This window comes from Chitinophaga sp. Hz27 (assembly GCF_042263525.1).
GTDB lineage: Bacteria > Bacteroidota > Bacteroidia > Chitinophagales > Chitinophagaceae > Chitinophaga.
On record NZ_JBHKFJ010000001.1, the window covers coordinates 665,520 to 685,226 of the forward strand.

A 19,707-nucleotide genomic window follows, 5' to 3' on the forward strand; every position below is an offset into this window, starting at 1 on the left:
ATGCACCGTATGTTTAAAAACTATTTGTTATCCTTCTTTTTGCTGATGATTACGGTTTATGCGAATGCACAGCAGGAACATAAAATTGCAGGTATTGCCAACCCGAAGAAGAACAGCGTTCAGCTTCGGTGGTCGCCAACGACTTATATCGGTTGGGAAATGGGAAATAAATATGGTTATGTTGTAGAACGTTTTACCATATCTGTAAATGGCGTTTTAACAGCCAATCCTAAACCAGTATTGTTATACCCTCAACCCATTAAACCAGCATCCCTGGTGGAGATGGAAAAGCTATCTGCAAAAGAAGAACGTGTCGCCATTGTTGCAGAGATGATTTATGGAGATGGTAATAAGAAAGTGAAGCCAGAAGAAGGCTTGGGAGCTTTCTTCGAGACAAAGAACCAGAACGACTGGCGTATGGCGATGGCGTTGCTTTCTTGTGATATGTCTGTGAAAGTAGCCCAGGCTGCTGGGCTCTACCTGGAAGATACCACTGTGAAACAGGGAGAAAGATATGCATATCGTATTTTCCTCGCACAGCAACCAAAGAATCTGATGATAGATACTGCGGTAGTTTCTGCTGCGCCAGGACAGCAGGTACTGCTGGCGAGGCCACCAGAACTGGCAATCGTATGGGCAGATAGCGCTGCCACTTTAGGTTGGCTGACAACTTTCAGTAAAGCCATGTACACGGCATACCAGGTAGAAAGGTCAACTGACGGAAAGATATTCAAACCAGTTTCCGATCTGCCTATCATACCTACCGCACCCGATGCCGCAGGTTTTTCTTATTATAAAGATGCGCTGCCAGACAATGATACCAGATTTTATTACCGCGTAAGAGGTATCACGCCTTTCGGTGAATATGGACCATACTCTAAAGTTGCAGATGGAATAGGCATGCCTGCTGTGGCGGAAAGACCTGTGATGGACACGATTATCATCATAGATAATAAAAAAGTAAAACTCCGATGGCAGCTGCCGGGAGATCTCGCCAAACAATTATCCAGTATTGTTATTACCCGCGCTGATAATGGTAGTGGTCCATTTAAGCCACTGGCAACACTCTCCATGGCTAATGGCCCTGTTTATGAGTATACAGATGAAAAGCCTTTCAACTCCAATTATTACAGAATCAAAGGTATAACCAAACGTGGAAAAGCTATTTATTCATTCCCATACTTTGCTCAGGTAATGGATACCATCCCGCCTGCTGTACCTGTGGGCCTGGCAGGAAAGGTAGATTCACTGGGACACGTCACGCTGAAATGGGATAACAATGCAGAACCAGATCTCAAAGGTTACAGGATCTTCCGTGCTAACGGATTACAGGAAGACTTTGTAGAGGTGACCAAAGAAATTGCTGAAAAACCTTTATTCCTGGACACTATCACGCTACATACACTAGCATCCAAAGTGTATTACAAGGTTATTGCAATAGATAAAAATTTCAATACATCTGAATATAGCCCTTATCTGATGCTGAAGCGCCCTGATACAATTGCACCTACTGCGCCAGTAATTACAAAAGCATATCGAAATGATAGTCTGCAGGCAGTAGTATTAAGTTGGGTAAACAGTAGCAGTGAAGATGTTGTAAAATATGTTTTGTATAGAATTAATACAAAAGACAGTGTACGGTTGGAAATTGCAGTTTGGGATACCTCCAAAGTACGCACTGTGTACGTGGATACGGCTGTTCGCCTGGGAAATACTTACTATTATGAATTGGCCGTAGCTGATGATGCAGGGAATACATCCAGAGACATTAGTGGCGATGTATGGTTTGAAACCGGCAAGCGTGCTGCCATTAACGGCGTGAAAGGAATAGTAGATGAGCAGAAAAAACAGATCGTATTATCCTGGACAGGTACCAAAGATGATGCAAAATCATATCGTATTTACAGGGCGAAGAATGACGGCCCTTTTGTATTATTTGCTACACAGGACGGTAATCAATCACAATGGAAGGATGAAGAGATCATTCTTGGAAACGTCTACAAATACAAGATTACAGCCATTTTGAAAGGAGATATTAAAACAGAGATGAGCAAGGTAACAGAAGTGAAGTATTAACCCCAATCCCTGAAATCCTATGAAAAGAATTTTACTTTATTTATTTTTTTTATTATCAATGAAAGTGGTTACTGCCCAAACAGTAACAATGGAGTATAAGGTTACAGCCTGGGGCGCCAACTATAACGATAAGGGAGATAACTATGGCGCCAGGCTCCGGTTTTACAGAGATTCCTGGAATGAGTACCGCCGATTAATATGTATCCAGGAAGACAGGCAGAACTTTGATAAAGTAGATAATATATACTTCAGTAACCCGGCGGGTAATTGGGCTGGTACTACCAATTTGGTAATGGTAACACACCATGAACGAAAAACAGGTAGTGACCCCTGTACTGTACAGGATGTAGGCGGTATTACTTTTAATGTGCCTGACTTGCATGAGGCCAGCACCACTTTGAATTTTACCCCATTGAATATACCACAGGGTGTATGGTGGCCATTTCCGAGGATGCGGGTATATGAAGGTAATACAATTGTTTATGCAGATGTTTCCCTAAAGTTGCCGGTATTGGCGTCTTCTGCACCTAAGCTCAGCGATGCTAATGGCAGTACAAATACCTTTTGTACCAATAACCCGATCAATATTGCAACCACTCCTACTGGCAATGGCCTTGGGTTAAAATATACCTGGGAGTATGCTTTTGCGGAAGAAGATTACAATATTAAAAATCCTGATAAGTGTTTTTGTGAAGATTACAACGAATATGACGGTTGCGGTCACTGGGAGATTGTTTGGGAGTGGGGACAAGATGATCAGATGCACCCCTACGATGTGTTCTTCCCAAGCGATGATTGCGCTAAGCCGGACTCGGTTACGATTCACCACTGGCAAACATTAAGTACGGGTACAGATGCCACTACTTCATTTGATCCAGCTGCTTTGTTTTCCAACGGTATAACTAGTACCAGGAAAGTACATTTCCGCGTGAAGGCAGTTAGCTCCTTGAATATTGAAAGTCCTTATTCAGAATTGAGCTCTTATTTCTTTCTGCCACCAGCGCCGAAAATAGATGCATCCCAAAAAATAGAAATAGCGTCCTGCTTCAATGAAGATAATGGACAGGTCATTATTCCAAAAGAAGCGATCGTTTGTAATTATCCAAACCTGCGTTGGCTGATACGAAAAGGTATTAATAATACTGCTCCTTGCGATCCGCGTGTATCCACCGGCGATAGTGCCTGTGGTGATGTCAACTGGAGTAATGGCGCTGAGCCTGCAAACAAAGCTATTGTTGTTAATAGCTTAAAGCCTGGTGATTACTCGCTATGGGTCTTGAACCCCGGAAGTGATGCTGGTAACTGCTATACGCCAATTTCAGTACATATTGGTGAGTTAGCAGCACTGGCAGTACCAGCAAACCTCGTCGTGGCTACCAATATAAGTTGCAATGGTGCCAATGATGGTAAGCTAAGCGTAACAGCTACTGGTGGGGATGTCAATGCCGGGTATATATATACGTTAATGAATCAGTCTGGTGATACGCTGGTAACAGGTAAGTGGCTTGCAGGAAATACCTTCGTCTGGAATAACCTGCCTGCGGGTGATTATACGGCGGTAGTCAGAAATGGCGCCTGCAGGAGTATCGTAACTGTAAAAACTACGCTCACACAGCCGCCGCTGATCACGGGACAGATTACGCTGACACAACCGGATTGTAACACACCAGGTAATGGCGCTATCAATATTGTGGCAGTACCCGTAGCAACAAACTATCAGTACCGGTTATACGAAAATGCTACATTGCTGGCATCTTCCCCGGTTACTACAGCTGCATCCTATACTTTTAAAGATCTACACAGCGGTACTTATAAAGTAGAGATCCTCAATGCTGATTATCCTGCCTGCACTGGTTGGACTTCCACCACTACTTTAAACGTGGTACCTGCACTCACAATAAAGGTCATACAAAAAGATAGTGTTTCTTGCTTTGGTGGTAATGATGGGCATATTGCCTTTTCTGCAACTGGTGGATCAGGACAGTATCGCTATGTATTGACCGATGCCAATAATAATCCTATCAATAGCAATACAGGCGACTTTAGTAATCTTTCCGCAGGAAAATATAACGTGAAAGTATATAACCGCAACGTCGCTTGTACAGATAATGAAACCCTGGATGTAGACGTATTTCAGCGCGCGCCTTTAACGGTTGCGCTGACGAAAACAGATGTCACCTGTAACGGCGCCGCAGATGGCACGCTGCGTGCAGTTGCCGCAGGTGGGTCATCTTCATATAAATATACCTGGCAGCAGTTTAAGAATGGTAGCTGGATAGGCAACAGTTTTTGGTTCAGTACAGATATTAAAATTGAAGCGCTGGACCCTGGCACCTACCGCGTCATCGTTGCCGACTTAAAATCAAATGCCGGTTGTACAGTAACATCTTCTACTATTACTATTGCCGAGCCAACCAAAGTGGTGCTGGGGACTGTAAGTGTTACCGATGCTGTATGTCTGGCTGATGGAGCCAAACTGGTAACATCGGCAACAGGTGGTGATGGTGTATATACCTTTGCCTGGTCTAATAATAACGGTGTTACCTATACGCCATTTGCCTCGCCGCTCACTATCAGGCAAGCTGGCGATTATCTCATTAAGGTTACTGATGGCAAGGGTTGCAGCACAGAAAGCACTACGCCCAAAACAATCTCACTGCCAGCAGTGGCGTTAAGCTTTACTGCTACAGTAGCCGATTATCATGGATTTAATGTTTCCTGTAAAGATGCCACGGATGGTAAGATCACGGTTGTCGCTAGCGGTGGAAACGGCGGAAGCTATGCCGGTTACAGCTATAAGCTGAATAATGGCTCTTATCAGGCTTCCAATATTTTTAATAATCTTTCCAAAGGAACTTACGTTGTAACTGTAACAGATGGAAGGGGCTGTGAAGTATCACAATCCTATACACTTGTACAGCCAGACCTTCAGCTGTCTGTGACCAAACAGGATATTACCTGCTTTGGCGCCTCAACAGGAACGCTTACTGCCACTGTCAGTGGCGGCGCTGTTCCTTATCAGGTAAAACTGAATGGAAACCTCGTGAATATCGCCACCCCAATCAATAGTCTGGCAAAGGGTACTTATCTGTTGCAGGTGACAGATGCAAACGGATGTAGTAAGGATACTTCGATCAATATCGTATATATGTATCCGCAGGTGGCTATCAACACGGCTACCGCAACGGATATACGCTGTCTGGGAGAGAAGGGAATGATTTCTTTAAACGGTACCGGGGGAGATAATAACTACAGTTTCTCCATCAGTGATAATAACTGGGCTACCGCTTCTTCATATACTAGTGGCGCACCATTAGTTGCTGGTAGCTATAAGCTGCGCATTACAGATGGTAAGGGCTGTAAAGCTGATTACCCTGGACAGCTCACTATCACGGCGCCCCCGTCAGTTATTACCTTCAGCACTGTTTTGTCGGATTATAATGGTTTTAACATTTCCTGTGTAGGCGGCAATAACGGTTCGATACAGATTTCAGCAGTTGGTGGTAACGGCAACGCCTATACTGGATATACCTATGCAATTGATAATGGCGCATTCTCTGCTAATCCATTCATACAATCTGTGTATGCAGGACCTCATCAGATAAAGGTACAGGATGGTCGTGGATGTGTGGTAACCAAGACGGTTGCGCTCACAGAATCTGCAAGGGCACTTTCTATTGTTTTGTCAAACAAACAGGATGTTCGTTGTGCATCTACGCCTGGCGGTAGTATTACTGTTAGCGGCAGCGGCGGCGTAGGACAGCTTCAATATAGTATTGATGGTGGTGCCAACTGGCAAGCAGGCACCACTTTTAGTGGCCTGGTTGCCGGTGATTATCATATTCAGGTGAAGGATGTTAATAGCTGCTCCAATGCGATGGATGTTACGGTAGCTTCCCTGAATCCACCGATTACAATTGATAATATTACGACGAAAGATATTATCTGCTTTGGTACTACAGGTACCATCGCCCTCCAATCGCATGGCGGTAGTGGAACGCTGATAAACCAATATGCAGTAAACGGCAACGCCTATACTAACTTTACCAATACCACGCCATTAGTGGCCGGAACCTATAAAGTACGGGTAGCTGACGGCATAGGTTGTTACTCAGTGGAAAGTGCGCCTATAAGTATCACCAGTCCTGCAGCACCATTGAATGCCATTATTACAACCAGTAATTATAATGGCAGACAGATTTCCTGTTATGGACTTCAAGACGGTAAATTCGATATCGCAGCAAGCGGTGGTAACGGTGCTGCCTATACGGGATATACCTATAGTATTAACACTGGCGCCTATACAGGTAATACAAATTATGCTAATCTCAGCGCAGGCAACTATGCGATTACCATTAAGGATGGTAGAGGATGTGTAATCAATAAATCGGTGAATTTAACACAGCCGGCAGCAGCAGTTACCTTGGCGGCTAATAATATCGTTCATTTGGATTGTGGTGCCAGTCCTACCGGTAAATTTGATTTACAGGCTAATGGTGGAACATCTCCCTATGCCTATACAATTACGGGTACATACAACAACAACAATAGCTTTACTAACCTGAATGCAGGTATATACAATGCACAGGTAATAGATGTTAATGGATGTGCCGCAACTACTACTACGACTATACGGGCATTATATCCTGCTATTAGTGCTACAGAGGTTATCACACCTGTGAATTGCTTTGGTGAAACCTCCGGTGCTATTCGTGTAGCCGCTACCGGTGGTAATGGTGTTTTCAGTTACCAATGGAGTAATGGAGCGGGCAACAGCCTGATAGCAGACAGGATACCGGCAGGTACTTACGATTTGCGCATTACTGATGGCAAGGGGTGCTATAAAGACTACACCTATACTGTTACACAGCCTGAGTTACTAACAATGGTTACCACCGCGGCACCAGTCTGCGATGGCCTGAACGATGGTACTATCCAGGCTACCGTAACAGGCGGAACATCTCCTTACAATTACTCTTTGAATAACGGTGGACTCACCGCAAATGCACTCTTCCAAGGTATTTTACCAGGTAGTTATAACTTATTGGTAAAAGATGCACATGGATGCACGACCAATAAAGATCTGAAAATAGAAAAGGCAAATGTGAAACCAGACGTGGACTTCCTCGTAGCAAGCCGTAAAAATGCGATGGATACCCTGGCCATAAAGGAAATCAACCTGCCTGCGCCGGATAATGTTTACTGGTCGTTCCACCCGATGGCTATATTGTTAGGCTATAACGAAGGATCGCCAATAGTGAAGTTCAGTACACCTGGGACTTATTGGATAGAAATGAAAGCTACTTTTGGTGCATGTACCTATACACTTAGGAAAAATATCACTATCGATGGCTATGACCCAACCGCTGGTCCTTCCTATTCCACACCGATACAGGTAATTGATCAGGCTACTTTATCACCAAACCCCAATACCGGTGTCTTTAAGCTGAATGTGAAGCTCAACAGGAAGCAGCAGGCTATCGTTACGGTTTTTGATATAAACGGTAAGATATATGACAAACGTCAGTACAATCCCGCGCTAACGATAGAAGATCAGTTTTCACTGAATAATGCGCTTACGGGCACTTATGTATTACGTATCGTCACAGAAAATGAAAGCAGGGATATCCGTTTCATCATTACCAGGTAAACCGATCAAAAGAGAACTATGAGAAGATCCTATATCTATATAGTAGCACTGATGCTGTTGACAGGCATGCCTGGTCATGTATGGTCGCAGGCCCTCGATCAGCTGGGCGTTAAAAAGGGCATAACGATGAGCGGTTCATTAAATACCTCTGCTACTGCGTATAGCGCCAGCGGCATTGAAAACCGCCGTGATCCGCTGGCCTGGTATTTTAATGGTAATCTGAACATTAACATGTTTGGATATGATATGCCTTTTACTTTCAGCTATAGTAACCAGGGGAGTAATTATTCACAACCTTTCAACCAGTTTAGATTTGCACCTTCCTATAAATGGGCAAGAGCATATTTTGGTACTACCAGTATGAATTTCTCCAACTACACGCTGGCCGGTCATATGTTTGATGGGGCTGGAGTTGAGTTGTCGCCTGGCAAATGGCGGATGTCGGCAATGTATGGCCGACTCCTGAAAGCTGTCCAGTTTGATGTACTGCATCCCGAAAATTATAGCCGCGCTGCTTTTGAACGCAATGGCTATGGTTTAAAGCTCGGTTACGAAAATAACGGTGACGCCTATGGTATTTCCATCTTCCGGGCAAAAGATAAAATGGGCTCGCTGGAATTTATTCCTGCTGATGCTACTATCACACCAAAAGAAAATGTGGCCGTATCATTTAATCTGCGTAAGACAATATTTAAGCGCTTCTTTACTGATATTGAGTACGCTGTGTCTGCACTAAACAGAGATACCCGTGCGATAAAAGGATCAGATAGTACGGTGCGTTCCGGACATAATTTTTTAGGTAACCTGTTATCTTCAACAGGTACTACCAGCTATTTCGATGCTATTCAGGCTGGACTTGGTTATTCAGGCAGTTTTTATTCCATACAGCTACGCTATGAAAGAGTTGCGCCAGAATATGAAACGTTAGGCGCCTATACGGTTGTAAACGACATGCGTAACATTACGATTGCACCTACTGTTACCCTATTTAAAGGAAAAGTCAATCTCTCTGGAAACGCTGGTATGCAAGTGAATAACCTTGACCATACTCGCGCCAGCGATGATAAGCGTTTTGTTGGTACGTTCAACGTGGCGGTGGTGCCAAATGAACATTGGGCTGTGAACGGCAGCTATTCCAACTTTAGCAATTATACGAGGATGCGGCCGCAAGTAGATCCCTACTTCAACAATGCCATGGATACGCTTGATTTCTATCAGGTCAACAACAGCTACAATGGTACCGTGATGTATCGTACGGGTAGCAAAGAACATCAGCATACCATTATGCTTAATTCTTCCTATCAGTATGCAAATAATAACAGCACTGCTAAAGATGCAGTGCCTAACCTAAGTAAATTCTTTACATCTGCTGTAAACTATAATTATAATATACAACCGAAAAACCTGTCACTGACGGGTGGAGTAAACTATTATAACAACAATGCTACCGGGGTACAGACAACCTTTCTGGGACCTACCATGAACGTAAGCAAGCAATATTTGGATAAAACATTCCGAACCGCTGTGATGGCCACTTATAATGTTACGCAGGCTACTACTACCGCGACTTCCGGCGAAACGAAGACGGCGTCGAGTTCACTCTTTAATTCTGGGTTAAATCTTAACTATACGCCAAAGGGAAAGAAAACAGAAACTGTAACGTCATCGGGTAAACGAAAATTATTCAGTAGGAAGGCGGGACATAATATAGGCCTGTCAGTAATCTGGCTGATGCGAGGTGCTACCGAGTCACAACAGGCCTACAGCGAGTTGACCAGTACAATCAATTATACTTATTCTTTTTAATGAGAGATATGCAGAAGGTTAGAATTATCCGATACCTGTTCAGTTTAATTTTATTAATACTGTTCCGTCAGACGGTGGTTGCGCAGCAATACCCTGTTACTGCCAGTACGCAGATCATCCCACCCTATAGCGTATATCTTCCCGATTATGTGGTGCCTGGCAGTGATAAGATGCGGGTGATATTAGTACAGAACGATCTTACGAGGCCCTCCTACGATGTTGTCCTCAGGATGACTATTGAACAAAATGGAGTGGTAATCATGCGTACTTCTCCACGCTTTGTGGCAAGGCCGCTTACCTTATCAGCAGGAGTACCTACCATTATCAGTGGTGCCGACCTGACGGATTATCTCAATTCGGATAATATTGATTTTACTGGTGGATTCAGTCGTGATGCCTATGAAAAGAACAAATCATTACCAGAAGGTGCGTATCGCATTACGTTTACAGCATTCGATTTCAGAAGGCCTACTATTCAGATAAGTAACGTTGGCGCTAATGTTTTTTATTTCAGAAAGAATGACCCGCCATTATTGAATTTACCGGTATGTGGTAGTAGGGTAGAAAAGAAAGACCCACAGTTTCTCTCCTTTAGCTGGAGTAGCCGCACTACACTGAGCCCAGTGGAAGGCAGTGCCACAGAATATGTATTCTCACTATATGAAATAAAACCAAAGGGTAGCAATGCGGATTATATCATCCGTAGTGCACGTCCTATATATACGGTTACTACAGAAAATACCAGCATTGTTTATGGTCCTGCGGAGCCGGCGTTAATAGATAGTATGGAGTATGCCTGGATAGTACAGGCAAGGGATAAAAGTGGCCGTGATGCGTATAGCAATCAAGGTTATAGCCAGAGCTGCAAATTCCTTTACCAGGGCAATAATCCATTTGATGCCTATAACATCGCAAAGCCAACACTGTATGGTAAAGGTATGGGCGAAAGAAGCATTCGGTTATCATGGCCACTAGCAACAGGTACAGCGCGATATAACGTAGACGCCTATCGTGTAGAATATCGTGCTTCGGCGCAGGGAGGAGTGGATTTCGACTGGCATTCGGAAGAGAAGCAGGCAGATACTGTGCTGAGTTTGCATAGTCTTGAACCTGGCCGTACCTATGAAGCCAGGTTACAATGGCGCGTGGCTGGGGTTTATGGACCCTTCAGTGAAATAGTGAAAGTCACCACAGATGCTTTACGCACATTCAATTGCGGTGAAATGGCATCCTTGCAGCTGCCGCAGAACAGCCAGCCAATACCGTCTTTATCTGCTGGTATGATCGTTCGGGTAGGACATTTCGATGTTTTACTGAAAGAGGTATCCGGTGGGGATGGGACGTTCAGCGGAACAGGAAAGATTATCACTACTGGCTTTGGCGCCGGCCTGCTATTGGAGTTCAGGAAAGTCTTTGTCAACAGCGACATGGTAGTGATCAGAGGTGAGATGCAGGCAGCCACAGACGGAATAGATAAGTTTACAGAAGATGCCTTGAAGGAGCAACGGGGTGGTAATGATGCAGGACAGGTGAAAACAGGAGATATTATTCCAGACATCACTACTAACCTGCACATCTTCACAAAAGATAATATTAAAGTTGACCCTGATAAAGGCACTATCACTTTAACAGACAGTCAGACTGGTAAACAGGAAGTAATTGACTATAAATCCAAGGGCAAAACATTGCCAATGGTGATTGAAGATACTGATGGCAATCTATATAATGTTGATAAAGACGGGAAGGTAACGTCGGCGGGTAAACGTGATAAAGGACTGGCGGGTAATGCCACAGCACTGGCTGCGTTGAATATACTCGATCTTACAAAAGGGTCAGTGATATTCTCTCCAGGTACTTCCAATAAATATGCATTTGATAGTTGGAAACCATCCTACTATGGTAAGAAGGTACTGGAAAAAAGTTATGAGTCACTGGCAGATGGAGCATATAGGGTAAGTGCGAAAGCAATTGTACCTGGTAAAATAGAAGAAGTGATAGCAACGCTTACGAATGGCACTGATGCTATCAACCGTGACAGTATTAAGTTTGTGAGTGGGAAAGGCATCGCATTTCCGTTTGTACGTAACGGTGATAAATATACGATTACGGTCACTGGCGGCCCTGGTAATGATGCACAGGAGATATTTGCCGTACATGCGAAGGCAGGAAAGTATGTTAGCTTAGGAAAACTATTGGTATCCAGCTACCTGCCTATGGAGAAAAAAGTGGTGCTGGTGCCTGTTGGTGCTAACACCGCAGTTCCAGAAGACGCAATCCGTAACAGGCTGGCAGAGGCCTATGGTAAGATAGGGGTGAACTATACCGTACAAGTGGATAATTCTTTCAGGACTGACTTGTCCTGGGACCAGGATGGCGATAAAGTGCTGCAGGATGGTAAAAGTGCTTTTCTCGGGAATGGTTTTACTGGTGAAGAAAAGGCAATGAAGAAAGCTTACAGCAAGGGGCGTACCATTGATAAAGACGCAACCTATCTGTTTGTAGTAGATGAAGTAGTGCTGAAAGATGCCGATTTGCTGGGTAAGATGCCGCGTCAAAGCCAATTTGGATTTGTATTTGTAAAAGGTGCTTCTGTCGCTGAAATAGGCCGTGCGGTGGCACATGAAACGGGGCATGGCGCTTATACATTAGAGCATACATTCAGTGGGGGCATAGGTATCGATCAGGGAACTACAGACAACTTGATGGACTATAAGGATGGATATAGTCTGTTGAAATACCAGTGGGATGTAGTACATGATCCAGGTAATGTATGGGGACTCTTTGAAGGTGATGATGCAGCAGATCTTGTTGGATATGCAGACATCAAGGTGTTTGAAAAGCTGAAGAATACAGCCAATAATACGTATACATTTATCTCACCGGCTGGTAATTATATTACTTTGCCAGAGAATGCAAAGAACCTGAAATTCTCCACCTTAGACAGGACTTTCCGGACAATTGACGGCACTTTACAAGCAACGAACCGACTGGTATCCCTTGGTGCACTGATTTCTTTTGATATCAACAATATATCTTATGAGGCATATTTCGATGGGGATAATTTTATAGGATATGGTAGTCCAGATAAAGTAATCTACAAAGAGAAATATTCAAAAGATTTGCTGGTTAATAGCGGTGTTGGCGTATTCCTGGGTGTAAAGGGTGGCCGCTTTGTAACGTATGCTTCCAGGTTTGCTGTCAAGCAGAATATATCGGCTGTTGTTGGTGATTATAGTGGCCAGGGTACTTACAGAAAGGATTTTGCTGTTATTGATATTGAGGCATCTTTCAATGAAGCCACACTGGAAAGTATTTTGAATAGTAAGAAAATTGCTGACTACCCAGTACTGGAGTTGCCTGTTGAAACTTTCAACTTCCATAATCAGGAATTACCATTTGAATTTGAGAACGGAAAATCTACCTTAAAAGAATTTTTGCAGGAGGTATTATCGGAATCAAGTCCATTAAAGGATTTAGTAACCTTCTATACCATCGCCAACCTGAAGGAAAATGAGTTGTCAGCCTATAAGAGTTGTCTGGGTAATCGTGTTTGGTCAAGACAATTCCTGGAATCTTTCCGCAATCTGAAATATACTTTCAAAGATCCTTCAGGTAATGAGTTCTATAAAAAAGCAAAAGATGATGTATTAACTGAACTTGCCAAGCTTGCAGTAGGAGACAGTAAGCTCGTAGCTGATTTGCACAAGGCCGTACAAGCTAATATGGATGCGGCTGACATCCATAAAATATTGGTAGCTAATTATGCGAAGTGTGCCCTGGTAGGTATAGATATCAAGGATAGAATTTATATTCTTGATCAGTTATTATCAGCAAAAGAAGATAATGATAACTGGTTTACCGATCCTTCCTGGTTCTCTACAAATGATGGCGAGTTCATATTAAAAGATCTGATTAACTCCACGCCTGCTTCTAATAGAACAGAGTTGCTGAAAAATGGTTTCATGCGCAATAACAACCAATGGCTGCGCACTTTGTGGAAAGAAACCATGAACCAGTTCAATGGTGTAGGGTATGAGGACCTTCACAGCGTGTTTGATATCCTGGCGACCTGGCTGCAAACGGATTATGCAGCACTGAAAGTGCCTATAACATCCAGAAGTTATCAGACCTATGTGACCGGATTTAATAAGGTAACTTATTATCCTGCGCAGCAAATAATGTTGTTAGGGCCGCAAGCGGGAGAAGCTTATGATATCAATGGTATCAGCTATGAGGCTAAGTTCGGTCTAAAGATGAATGCTGGGGATCCGGTATCTGTAGATTTAAATGACAACACAGCTGTTGATTTCAAGGAAACTGGAAAAATTCGTTTTTATCAGAACTACACCTGGAAAGGGGAGAAAACAGCCTTATTGCCAGCAACACAGATGGATGTGACCTATGATTATGACCTGGATCCATTTGAGCCTATGAGTATGCTGGCTGTACGTAATATTCATGAATTGGGAATTACCGCTGGCGATAAGATGGTGTTGCCGTCTTTCATGGGTATGCTTTACCGTAATGACCTGTTACGTGTGCAGGCAGTAAGAGATAGAAGAGAGGGCATCAATAACCTGGTGATGGCTACTTATGTTGCTTCAGTGATTTTGTCTGATGGCGCATCGCTAAGTTTGTTGGGTCAGGTAAATGCTTTCCTTGCAGAAGCCAGTGCTGCTAAATCCGCTTGTGATCAGCTTATCCAGAAAGAAAAAAATAATATATCACCCCAGGCTTACCTGTTGAATAAAGAAGGATACGATCAGTGGGAACGTATTTCATCAGCTGTTGACTATGCAAACATGGCGGGATTGGGTGTGAATCTAACCGTTTGGGGAGCATCACATGCGCTAAATAAACTGGGAAATGCTGAGCCACTCCTGAATACCTATTATGAATTCCAGAAAACCATTGCCCCGGTAGCATCAGCAAGTCCTGAATTGGCAATAGGAATGAGTCGGATGCGGACCATCGCTAATGGTGAGGCAATTGTGGCAGCTGAAAAGGCCGCAGGTATTAATAAGCTGGTAGTAGTATTAGATCAGACACAGCTTGGAAAAGTTGGATCATGGATCAAGGCAGGAGAAGACAATTATGCTTACATTGTGTTGCACGGCTCCGGAGAAGAATTCAGTATCATGGTCAATGGTGTGGAGAAAACCTTCAATCACCGCTCCTTGGGACAATGGATCTTAGGTAATCCAGAACTATCCGGAAAAACAATTGTATTACTTTCCTGTTCAAGTCTGGAGGCAGCTCAAAACCTGAGTAGGTACACCGGTATTAACCTGGTAGCCAGTGAGGGTTCGGTGCGACTTTATCCGAACGGCGCAATTGTTCCATCGCAGGAGTTTGTTGGAATTACACCTAGAGGTAGTATTGAATCAGCACCTGTAATAGAATTGAGCAATGTACCAGCGGCAGGTGAAGAATTTGTTGAACTTGGAAATTCGATCAGTACTGATGTCAGTGGCCCCTCAGACATAAACTGGGATGCACTCAAAACCAAGCTCTATGGATTTGCTGGCAAAGACACAAAACTTCAGTTCAAATTTGATAAATTGCTTGCAAGGATGAAAGAAAATACGGCAACTTCATCCAAATTTGCTAAACAGGTAATTGAAGGGAAATGCGAGAGTATTTATAATTACCAGAAAGTTATTACTAATGCTATCGTGAATGAACAAGGTATGAAAGCGTCAATGCAGGCTTTAGATAAGGCCGAAGAATTACTGGCGAACAATCATACAGCAGAGTATCTGATGTTTGAAGATAATATTCCTGGACAATATGATGTTGACTTAGGTATTCGCAAAGCACCAGGTGCAATGGAGTATTCTGTAGGTTATCAATTTAAATCAAATACTGCTTTATTGAGTAAACAAACTATTTATAATGCATGTAGTCAGCTGGAAAAAGCAAAAGTAGATTTTAGAATTCCAGAATTGCGCCTGATACCAGGAGATAATCTGGCTAGCATAAAGAATAATGAAGAAATAACAAAAGCATTACTCAATGTCCTTCATTTTAATATAAAGAGCGAGAATAATAATAATACTATCATGAATGAAGTACATTTAATTTTTTCTGATGGAGAAAAAATTAAAGTGATATACGAAAATAATAACCTACAGTACATTAAATTTTAAATTATGGTAGAAGTTACTGGCATTTGGGGCTTCAGTGGGGTAATGAATGATGAGAACACTGATAAACCATATCAGGAAGTAAGAAGAGACCTGCGTATACTATTATCAAACCTCATTTCAACCGGGATACTTATCCCAAGAAAAATTAATAATGAAGTGTTAGTATATGAAACACTGGATCAACTCCTTGAAATAATTGCTAATAGTGGCCGTTTGGATAAGTCGTCCAGATTCAATATTACCGGTGATACTGTAATATTTACTTCTGCAGGATCAGACATCCATCATGGCATTGTAACCATTGAGGATTTCAGAACCTACGAGCAATTTTTTATGCTCAAACTGAACACGGATATTTGGATGCCACTGGTTTATGATAAGGAAGAATGCGAGTTTAGTTGGAACCTGGACCTTTATAATCGTAATTATGAAAGGATTCCTACATTACTTAAACAGCTTGATTTGGAGTTGAACTGGAGCAGTAAATCATTTTTGAATCCAGATGGTTGGTTAACAACTGAGCAGGTGGGGTATGACTTTTTTTTAATGAAAGATGTCGTGGAACGTGAGTATAGAGATAATCCGAACCCCAATTTTAATCCTGTTGCATATCTTGAAAAGGCCCGAAAGGCAAAAGAGCCCTATAAAGATAGTTATGGTAAATAATATTAGTGTAAACGACAACACCCGCCATCATGGCGGGTGTTGTCGTTTATTGGATTACCCGTAATTATTCTTTCTGTGTGAAAAAAATTATTACTGTTTAATAAACTTCGTCATAGTGGCATTGCCATCTTTGTTTTTAACGCTGATGATATACACGCCTGCAGGTAATGCACTGATATCTACCTGTGCACTGGCACTGCTAACATAACGGCGTACCACCACGCGGCCACTTACATCAGAGATATTCACTTCTGATTTTCCTTTGTATCCGGCCAGATTAACGTTCAATACATTATTGGCAGGGTTAGGATATACGTGTACCTGTGGTGCATCATTGCTACCATGCTCCGCATCTTTTGTTGCAGTACCTAACTGTACACGCAGGGTATAACAGGTGGTGCTACTATTAGCGCCATTATAGCCATATACCTGTGCATAGTAAGTACCTGCACTAACAGTTCTGCTGATGGTTTCACTGCTGGTGCCGGCCAGTTGAGAGATAGCCACCTGCGAACCCGCACTGTTGAGCAGTTTCAGGTCATAGTCGCCAGGTAGCGTACCCAATGTAATAGTGATAGTACCGCTGGTAGTGATAACGAATTTATAGTTGTCGATATCACCACTTGGACTGATCAGTCCTGTTACATCCGTATTAAACGGAATGGTGGCGGCGCCGGAGGTGGTATTGTTGGTCGCATTATCCAGTGTATTCGCACAGCCGGATGCAGTTAATGTAGTAAACTGCGCTGCACTATACGAGCTGCTGCCAGCGGAGCAATTCGCTCTAACTCTCCAGTCGTACAAACTAGCGGAAGTCAAACTACTTAAACTTACGGAAGTAGCTGAGGTTGCGGTAGCTGCGTTGGTCCAGGTAGAGGAACTATTCAGTTTATAATCCACATCATAGCTTACCGCGCCGCTTACGGCTGTCCAGGAAACACTGGCACCGCTGCTGGTAACACCTGAACTGTTCAGGCCTGCAGGCGTACCACAACCGGAAGGGTTGGTGCTAAACTGTGAGGATACATAGCTACTGCTGCCACTAGCACAATTTGTTCTTATTCTGTAATCATAAGTGGTGCCAGGAACCAGGCCGGTAAGGCTCTTAGTGAGCAATGTGGTAGCTGTTGCCGCATTGATCCAGGTAGAAGAGCTGGTCGCTTTATAATCCAGGTCGTAGGATACTGCGCCGCTGATAGCTGCCCAACTGATGGTAGCCGCAGCAGTATCGATCGCTGAAACCGATGCTGTTGGCGGGGTACAGGTAGAACTGGAAGTAATAGTGAAGTCGCTGTTAGAAATATCAAAGAAGATATTTCCTACTGCTTCTACTTTTATCCTGGCGGTGGTTGTAGCGATATCCGGAATGGTTACCACTTCGCTGCCATCATTAGGCGTGCTGGCTACCAATGTGCTGAAAGTATTTCCACCATCAGTAGAAATGGAGATTTTCACATTGGCGCAGCTTACCGGTGAAGCTGTGGTGCTGGCTACGTTCCAGGTAATGGTTTGAGAAGAATTACCTGCCCAGGTAACTTTGGTATTGGGAGATGTTACCGCGAATGGACCGGAAGTATTGGTAACATTTACGGTCATGTCGGAAAAGTTTGTTTGTCCGATAGCCACCGGTGCGGTAGATCTGTACGGTACGTTATCCCTTACCGTTAGTCGGAATGTTAATGTTCTGGAAACAGAGCTTAACGCTTCCGTATTGGCACCTGCATCGCCGCCTGGCAATGGACCTGAGATCAGGTTACCTGCAAGGATGGTGGCCATTTTAGGGAAATACCTTACAGGCGAAGTGGTAGGTGCAAATGAAATCCAGTTAGGGCCGGTAGCTTTAGTGGCGCTGGCCACACTGCTGGATCCTGTCTGTGAAGTAGAGGCAGCATCTTTTTGTTCCCAGCAATAAGTAAGTACATCGCCGGCATCTGCATCAGTAGCAGAACCTGTCAATGCAAATGGTGTGCTGATAGGAATATAATAGCTACTGCCAGCATTGGCAACGGGAGTCGCATTATTACCAGCAATGCTGGTAGTAACAGGACAAGATTTGCTGGCAAGGTTAGCCTGGATTTGCGCGATGGACACTGCATGATAGATGTCGATAGAGTGTGGTGCAACATCCTGGCTGGTGATACCAGCATATCCCATGATGGTGATACCTGATCCTGGTTCTACGTTCATACCGGTGCTTTCGTTAGACATAGAAAAGGTGTGGTTAGCACCCAGCTGGTGGCCTACTTCGTGTACCACATAATCTATATCAAAATTGTCTCCCTGTGGAATTGCATCAGCAGGAGAGGTAAAACCACTTCCTTTTGAATTATCCACACAGATACAACCGATACAGCCGGCATTACCGCCACCACCGGAAGCACCAAACAGGTGACCGATATCGTAGTTTGCTGCGCCGATTTTGGCGGTAAGGGTGTTTTGCAATTCACTGTTCCATGCACCGCCGGCACCAGTGGAAGCTACTGAATAGGGGTCTGTAGAAGGATCATAGAAGATAACCGCCGTATCTGTTGCTATCAGGTTGAGGTGTATGGCCAGGTCGCGCTCATAAACGCCATTACAGCGTGTAAGCGTAGCATTAATAGCTGCCAGCACCAATGAAACCTGTGCAGGACTGGTAGCGCCGAAATAATTGGAATACTCCGCAGTCACGGATTGTGCCAGTCGCAATGTTTTAACATCGCCGGTAGATCTGGCCGTTACAGGAATTTGATTGTTGATGCTTGTTGCCAGCTTCTGTTCTGGCGTAGAGCATTTCCATGGTAATACCTTGGCGTGTTTTTTAAATACACTATACACGCTATGGTCTGCAGAATAAGGCTCGATGAATTCATTTTCCTTCTCTGTACGAAAAACCATGGTTTGTATTCCTTGTGGAGAAATACTCATTTTTACAGTGGCAGATTTGTCGGTGATGCCTTTTCCGGAGAATGCTCTTATCTCGGGAAACTGCGCCTGCAGGGCAGGATCGAAGTTAGAGGCTTCGCTGATTTCAAATTGCTCGATTTGCCCGTCGGCATTGGGTAGTTCAATAATGGTTTTAGGCACCTGCTTGTTGCTGACAACTCTGAATACATCGCCCCGTAAAGAACTAATATTCAGATCAAATAATTTGAAGGTTGCCGGAAATGCAAGTCGGGCTACGGCCTTGTCTGTACTGATGTTGCCGGGGTCGGTATGGGCTTTCCAGTAATTTTGTGCAAACAGCATGTTACTGCACAACAACGCTGTTGCGAAGAGTAGTAGTGTTCTCATAAAAGCTACAGATTTGGTTGAAAAAAATACGGGTAACAGTATAAATGTATATCAAGCCGCTGCGGTGTTACTGTATTCAAGATAAGA

The 19,707-nt window shown here is 43.6% G+C and carries 6 protein-coding genes; 5 read left to right on the top strand and 1 reads right to left on the bottom strand.

Features of this window, described 5'->3' with window-relative positions; all coding sequences use genetic code 11:
- Positions 1-9: 9 nt before the first annotated feature.
- The 5 genes from ACE38W_RS02710 to ACE38W_RS02730 are packed head-to-tail and all read left to right on the top strand — an operon-like array spanning position 10 to position 16,347.
- The gene (locus ACE38W_RS02710; RefSeq protein WP_375828690.1) at positions 10-2,076 is read left to right on the top strand and encodes a hypothetical protein; all 2,067 of its coding nucleotides are present in this window, start codon (positions 10-12) and stop codon (positions 2,074-2,076) included.
- Positions 2,077-2,095: 19 nt separating this feature from the next.
- Positions 2,096-7,726, top strand: a complete 5,631-nt coding sequence (locus tag ACE38W_RS02715; protein ID WP_375828691.1) for a T9SS type A sorting domain-containing protein — start codon at positions 2,096-2,098, stop codon at positions 7,724-7,726.
- Between the two features lie 18 nt (positions 7,727-7,744).
- Positions 7,745-9,532 carry a hypothetical protein gene (locus ACE38W_RS02720; RefSeq protein WP_375828692.1) on the top strand — a complete coding sequence of 596 codons (1,788 nt, stop codon included), beginning with the start codon at positions 7,745-7,747 and terminating at the stop codon, positions 9,530-9,532.
- Positions 9,533-9,540: 8 nt separating this feature from the next.
- On the top strand, positions 9,541-15,681 hold the full coding sequence (locus tag ACE38W_RS02725) for a hypothetical protein (protein WP_375828693.1): 6,141 nt from the start codon (positions 9,541-9,543) through the stop codon (positions 15,679-15,681).
- Positions 15,682-15,684: 3 nt separating this feature from the next.
- Positions 15,685-16,347, top strand: coding sequence for a hypothetical protein (locus ACE38W_RS02730; protein ID WP_375828694.1), 663 nt, complete (start codon positions 15,685-15,687; stop codon positions 16,345-16,347).
- A gap of 90 nt (positions 16,348-16,437) precedes the next feature.
- On the opposite strand, the gene ACE38W_RS02735 is transcribed toward ACE38W_RS02730, so the two are convergent.
- Positions 16,438-19,620, bottom strand: coding sequence for a reprolysin-like metallopeptidase (locus ACE38W_RS02735; RefSeq protein ID WP_375828695.1), 3,183 nt, complete (start codon positions 19,618-19,620; stop codon positions 16,438-16,440).
- Positions 19,621-19,707: the final 87 nt, after the last annotated feature.